The sequence below is a fragment of the Myxococcus sp. AB025B genome (assembly GCF_006518215.1).
Lineage (GTDB): Bacteria > Myxococcota > Myxococcia > Myxococcales > Myxococcaceae > Myxococcus > Myxococcus fulvus.
The window spans coordinates 1-6,298 of the sequence record NZ_SRLW01000429.1 but is presented as its reverse complement, the minus strand read 5'-3'; the positions used below and the strand labels follow the sequence as shown (position 1 = coordinate 6,298).

The following is a 6,298-nucleotide window of genomic DNA, read 5'->3' as shown; positions in this document are numbered from 1 at the left end:
CGCCCATCCACCGGGTGCAACCTAGGGAGGGGAGTCGTGTCGCGGAAGCGGGCCTGTCCGCCAGGCTACTTCTTCTGGGCGATGATTCGGTTGACCGCCGCGCGGTCCTCCGCGGTGATCCGCTCGCGCGGGGCCGCATCCGTCGAGCGCGAGACAGCGCCCTTGGCGTCCTCGTACGCGTCCTCCAGCCCCTCCTTCATCCGCTCAACGGTGTCGGGCTTCACGGCGCGCTTCCAGGTCCGCTCCATGTGCTGCAGCGGCGTCCTGCCGTCCACCTGCCCCGAGGACAGGAAGATGCCGAGCCCCACCGCGCAAGCCGTCCAGACGATGAACTTCAAAGCTCCCATGCTCACAGCCTCCCACGTCGTCTTACATGAGGTGGCGGCGCGTGGCCAGTTTCCGACCGGGGGTGTGTCATCCGCGCTGACAGGGGGGCGGACGGCACTTAATGTCCGCGGGCTTGCAGCCCGAAGAACTCTTCCAGGCCGCCCGGACGCGGGCGGCGCAGATGGACGTGGGACGTGGAGACGCGGTGGTGGAGCGTATCCGGGCGTCCGCGTCGGCGTTGTTCACCCGCATCCCCGAGCCCCCCGTGTACCGGCGGGCCGAGGACCCTTCGCGCAAGGCCGCCCAGGCGTTGTTGCCGGAGATGGAGAAGGTGTTGGCGGAGGCGCTCGCCGCGGGGCGTGAGCCCTCGATGGCGCCCGCGCTGGAGAAGCTGGTGGCGGCGCTGCTCGCGCACGGCGAGGCCCTGTGTCACACGGCGGGCGGGCGGCTGGAGGCGGCGGAGACCGCGTGGCGACGTGCGCAGGAGCTGGAGCGCGCGGCGCATCCGACGCGGCACCTGGTGACGTCACCGCCACGGCCTCCGCCGGTGTTCGACAAGACGTCGGGAGGCTCGCGGTACGACCCCCGGCCCGCGCCGCAGGCGAGCGTGAAGCTGGTGTGCCCCAACACGGGGTGCAAGCGGGTGGGGGACTACGCCTTCCTGACGAACCACGCGTACAACCGCTTCGTGTGCCCGGTGTGCGGCACGCCGTTCCTCGCGTACTTCGGTGAGCTGCGCGGGTTGGAGGTGGAGGTCCGGCGCAGCTCGAAGCGCTACTTCTTCACGGTGGACGAGGTGGGCTCCACCAACTCGTCGCGCATCGAGTTCGAGGAGGCGAGCGGACAGGAGTTCCCCGCGGCGCGGCGCGACTTGCTCGGCTTCTTGTACACGGAGGCGCGGGAGCTGAAGGTGGTGGTGAACCTCACCAACCAGCGGCTCATGTGGGTGAGTCCGGCGTCCTCGTGTTTCGTGGCGACGGTGGCGTTCGGTGAGGGGGCGCCGGAGCTGGTGGCGTTCCGGGCGTACCGGGACGACGTGCTCAGGAAGAGTGTGCTCGGGCGCGGGTTCATCCGTGGCTACTATCGTTTCGGCCCGGACGTGGCGCGGTGGGTGTCACGCAGGCCGGTGGCGCGGAGCGGAGTGCGCTGGATGTTGAGGCAGGTGCATGACCGCCTGACCAGGAGTGGATTTTCGTGACGCAGCAAGGAATCGGCGCGCCGCCGCCCGTGAAGCCGACGGGCGTGGGGACGAAGGTGTTCATGGCCCTGCTCGCCGGACTGGGGCTGGCGGGGGTGGTGTACCTGGGCGTGCTGGAGGCGCGTCGCTCGCAGCTCGTGCCGGATGGCGCGGCGGCGCCCTCGTTCGAGATGAAGCGCCACGAGGGCGGCGTGTTGAAGCTGGAGGAGCTGCGGGGACAGGTGGTGATGCTGGACTTCTGGGCGACGTGGTGTCCGCCGTGTCGCGAGGAGATGCCGGCGCTGGTGAAGCTGGCGAAGGAGTACGAGTCGCAGGGGCTCGTCTTCCTGGCGGCGAGTCGTGACGACGGCGACATGGCGCCGAAGCTGGTGGACAACTTCATCCGCCGTCACCTGCCGGACCTGAAGCCCTACGTCGTCTACGCGGACGACGACATGGCGCGGGCGTTCGAGGTGAACGCGCTGCCGACGCTCTACTTCCTGGACCGTGAGGGCAAGGTGACCGACGCGCAGCGCGGCGCCCTGTCCGAGGACGCCCTGCGCCGGCGCATCGAGCGGGCGCTCAAGCAGCAGTAGCGGGGGAGGGCCTGGCGTCCCTCGTGGATGCCTCGACGGGCGCTGGCTGGGGCGCGGCGCTCAGCGTGATGCCTCACGCGCGCAACACGCGGATGCGCGAGCAGGACCGCAATGCTCGGGACGAACGCGCCGATGAGGGGGCCACGAGCGGATGTGTAGGCAGGACCGCGGCGCTCGGGACGACGAGCCCACGTGGATGTAACGAGCGGATGCGCAAGCAAGATTGCTGCGCTCGGGACGACGAGCCCACGTGGATGTAACGAGCGGATGCGCAAGCAAGATTGCTGCGCTCGGGACGACGAGCCCACGTGGATGTAACGAGCGGATGCGCAAGCAAGATTGCTGCGCTTGGGACGACGAGCCCACGCGGAAGCAGCGAGCGGACGCGCAGGCAGGACTGCGCTGCGGCGCACGGGATGAATGCGCCGGCTCGGATGCATCGAGCAACGCCCCTGAACACGCGGCGCACCGCGAGACGCTGAGGTCTCGCGGCGCCGCGAGTGAGGCGGGTTACTTCCCTGGAGTCGCCGGCTTCGGGGTGCTCTCCGGTGCCTTGGTCGCCGGAGCCGTCTTCGAAGCATCCTCGGGAGGCTTCGTCGCAGGCGGAGCCGCAGCCGGCGCCGTCTTCGCCGCAGGAGCCGTCGCGGGCGCAGGCTTCGAAGAACTCTCAGGAGGCTTCGTCGCCGGAGCAGGCGCACTCTTCGCCGCACTGTCAGGAGGCTTCGTCGCAGGCGGAGTCGCGGGCGCGCTCTTCGCGCCACCCTCGGGAGGCTTCGTCGCCGGAGCCTCCTTGCCCGCTGGAGGCTGCTGTCCCGCGGGGACGACGGTCTCCCGACCCTCGGTCTCCACCTCGGAGCGGATGAGGCGGAAGTCGACGCGGCGGTTCTTCGCGCGACCCAGGGCGGTGTCGTTCGTCGAGATGGGCCGGTCGAACCCGAAGCCCTCCGAGCTCAAGCGCTTGCGGTCGATGCCCTTGCCCACCAGGTACTCGAGCACCGAGCGAGCCCGCTTGTCCGACAGGCCCATGTTGAGCTGCCGAGAGCCGCGGTTGTCCGTGTGTCCTTCGATGAGCACCGGTCCGAGCGTGGGATTCTTCCGCAGCACCGTGGCCACCTCGTCCAGCAGCGGATACGAGCGCTTCTGGATGACGGCCGAGCCCGTCTCGAACAGCACGTTGCCCTTGATGCGGATGCGGTCCGACTCGACGAACACGTACGGCGGCGAGTCGAACGGGCAGCCGTTGTTCTCCGGCGGGCCGAACATGTCGGGGCAGTCGTCCTCGTTGTCGGGCACCTCGTCGCCGTCCGTGTCCGGGCAGCCGTCGTAGTCCTTCGGGCCGGGCTTGTCCGGGCACTTGTCGAACTGGTCCGTGATTCCGTCGCCGTCGGTGTCCACCTCGGGGCAGCCCTTGAGCTCCTTCGTCCCCTTCACGTTGGGGCAGCTGTCCTCGCCGTCCACGATGCCGTCGTCGTCGTTGTCCGGGTCCGGGCAGCCATCGCTGTCCATGAACCCGTCCTTGTCCTCGGGCTCGTTGGGGCAGCGGTCCCGGTTGTCGGGCACGTTGTCTCCATCCGAGTCCACGAAGCTCTGGTCGTAGCGCAGCCCGAACATCACGCGCAGCGCCTCGCGCCCATAGCCCGTGGTGAGGTTGATGCCGCGCCCCACGTTCAGCTCCAGCCCCCAGTTGCCCCAGACCTTCGTGCGGGCGCCCACGAGCACCTCCCACGGCGTCTTGAGCGTGTCGGACTGGTCGAAGTTGAACGGGCGCACCAGCGGCGTGGCGATGTGCATCTCGGCCGTGGCCTGCACGTCCGTGAAGCGGCCCATGTTCGGCAGCTCCGCGATGACACCACCGCCGAGCGTCAGCTCGTCATCCACGAGCAGGTTGAGGTACTGGGCCTCCTTGCGGATCCGCACGCCCGCGTTGCCGACGACGCGGATGGGGATGGGCAGCACCTCGAAGCGCTGCTCCACCGCCAGGCGCGGCGCGAACAGGAAGCCGCGCTCACCCGTGAAGCTGTCCGCGGAGCCGGTGGGCGCGCGGACCTCCGCGATGAGCGACAGGCCCACCGGGAACTTCTCGCGGTCCAACAGGTGCACGCGAGGCACCACGCGGAGGTCCCCGAGCGTTGTGCGGCTGACGCCCGCCGCGCCCGGGAAGTTCGGCGCGTCGAGCGCGTCGCGCAGCAGCTTGAAGTTGTCGCCCTGCAGGAGGGTGACGGGCAGGTCGACGCCAATCTCCAACCGCTCGTGGAGCTGATAGGCGAACAGCAGGTGCGCATCGAGCCGGTACGGCAGCAGGTCGCCGAGCTTCTCGTCGCCGAGCTTCAGGGCGAGGATTCGCCAGTTGAAGTCGAACAGCAGCGCGCCGCGGAAGCTACCCACGGGCTCACCGCCGTAGGTGCCCTCGAGCGCGATGCCGCTGTTCTGCGCGGTGGTCGGCTTGTTGGGCACGGCGTCGAAGCCGCGCGTGAAGGGGTCTGTTTGAGCGTGGGCCGCTACCGAGGCCAGAACGAGGCCGAGCAGGGCGAGTCGGGCGACGGAGCTGCGCAGGGGCCGCCACCAGGAGAAAGGGCCGGAGCTGGTGCCTCGCATGATGGCAGCTCATACCATCGGCTCCCGAGGGGCGGAAACAAATGACCCACCCCCCGGGCCGAAATACAGCCTCGCGCTACTTCTCCATGAATGACTGCGCGGGAACGATGGTGACGGCGTCCGCTCGGACGGGGAGCTTGAAGGGGACGATGGACTTGTCCACTTCCAGAAGCTCGGGCGACTTGTCGGACGCGTAGGTGATGGGGGACGGCGGGCTTGCGCGCAGCGCGTCGGCGAGCCCCTGCGCGTCCTGGGTGACGAACGCGAAGGACAGCGCGCTGGGGTGAAGCCTGCGGCGCAGCACCTCCTGCACGGACTGGGGCGTCATCTTCGTGAGGGCCTGGCGGTACTGCTCCAGGTAGTTCGGCGTCCCGTAGAAGAGCGAGTCGATGGCGTAGCCGAGCCTGCGCGGGTCCGTCTGCTCCCACAGGCGCGAGTAGCCCTGGAGGAAGCCGCGCATCAGGTCGAAGCGCTCCTGGGGAATGGGCGCGTTGACCAGCTGCTCCAGGTAGTAGACGGCGCCGCGCGTGGCGAACATGCCGTTGGCGGGCTCCACCGGGCGCAGCCACACGGTGAGGTCCTGCTGCGTGCGCGCGATGTTGGTGCGGTTGTACGTGGTGCCCGGGTCCTCGATGAAGTGCTCGGCGTAGGCGTAGTCGCCGTAGTTGAGGCCGCGCTTCTCACGCAGCTCGGTGAAGAGCAGACCGATGGACTGACGGTGCTCTCCCAGGTGCGACAGCGCGAAGGCGAGCGGGAAGAAGTCCGGGTCACCGCGGCGCACGGGATTGACGTAGCCCATGCTGACCGCGGTGGAGAGCGTCTGCTTCTGGATGATGACCGCGCGCCCGGCGGTGGAGGGCACGGTGGGCAGCGTCACGCGCGGCGCACCCGAGGCGGGCAGGCCCCCAAGACGCGACAGGAGCGAGTCCTTGAGCGCATCGTCCACCGCGCCGGCCAGGCCGACAACGAGCCGGTCCTGGGTGAAGACGCGCTGGGCGTGGGCCTTCACGTCGTCGAGGGTGATCGCCTTGAGGCCCTGGACGGTGCCGCCGGTGTAGTGGGCGTAGGGGTGGCCCTCGTAGAGGAGCGCGTCGAGGGCGACCTTGCCGAGCCCCTCGTCATTGGCGCTGCGCAGGCCGTTCTCCACGTCGCTGATGGCGTTGGCGCGCAGGCGCTCGAGCTCCGCGGAGTCGAAGCGCGGCGCGAGCAGCACGTCGGTGAAGAGCTCCAGGTAGCGCGGCAGGAAGTCCTTGTGGACGCGACCGGAGAAGGTGGTGAACTCCTTGTCCGTGGCGACGTCCAGCTCGGCGGCCATGGGGAAGAGCGTCTCGAGCAGCTGCGCGGAGGTGAGCTTCTGCGTGCCGCCCTCGGCCATCAGCGTGGCGGTGAGCGCGGTGAGGCCCTCCTTGCCCTTCGGGTCGTCGATGGAGCCCGAGTGGAACACGAGCCGGAACGTGACGATGGGCGTGCCCGGGCGCGCGAGGACGACCAGCTCCAGCGGCTTGGGCTGCTGGAGCGGAACCGCGGGGACCTCGGTGGGAGGCGTGCTCGCCGCCTGGACGGGGGCCTCGGGCGCGGGGGCCTCGGGCGCGGGGGCCTCGGG

5 protein-coding genes are annotated in these 6,298 nt (G+C 69.6%); 2 read left to right on the top strand and 3 right to left on the bottom strand.

Annotated features, from left to right (window positions below; all coding sequences use genetic code 11):
* Positions 1 to 65 precede the first annotated feature (65 nt).
* Positions 66 to 347: a hypothetical protein gene (locus tag FL311_RS39870; RefSeq protein WP_141332873.1), complete on the bottom strand. Its 282-nt coding sequence runs from the start codon at positions 345 to 347 to the stop codon at positions 66 to 68.
* Positions 348 to 448: 101 nt separating this feature from the next.
* Here FL311_RS39870 and FL311_RS39865 point away from each other — a divergent pair, with 101 nt between their 5' ends.
* Together FL311_RS39865 and FL311_RS39860 are read left to right on the top strand one after the other, a co-directional pair.
* Entirely contained in the window at positions 449 to 1,525 is a 1,077-nt protein-coding gene (locus tag FL311_RS39865; RefSeq protein WP_141332872.1) for a CFI-box-CTERM domain-containing protein, read from the top strand.
* Positions 1,526 to 1,587: 62 nt separating this feature from the next.
* Entirely contained in the window at positions 1,588 to 2,100 is a 513-nt protein-coding gene (locus tag FL311_RS39860; protein WP_141332874.1) for a TlpA disulfide reductase family protein, read from the top strand.
* 510 nt (positions 2,101 to 2,610) lie between these two features.
* Here the strand turns inward: FL311_RS39860 and FL311_RS39855 are convergent.
* On the bottom strand, positions 2,611 to 4,695 hold the full coding sequence (locus tag FL311_RS39855; RefSeq protein ID WP_141332871.1) for an OmpA family protein: 2,085 nt from the start codon (positions 4,693 to 4,695) through the stop codon (positions 2,611 to 2,613).
* Positions 4,696 to 4,771: 76 nt separating this feature from the next.
* A partial coding sequence (locus FL311_RS39850; RefSeq protein ID WP_141332870.1) for a pitrilysin family protein occupies positions 4,772 to 6,298 on the bottom strand: 1,527 nt, incomplete at its 5' end.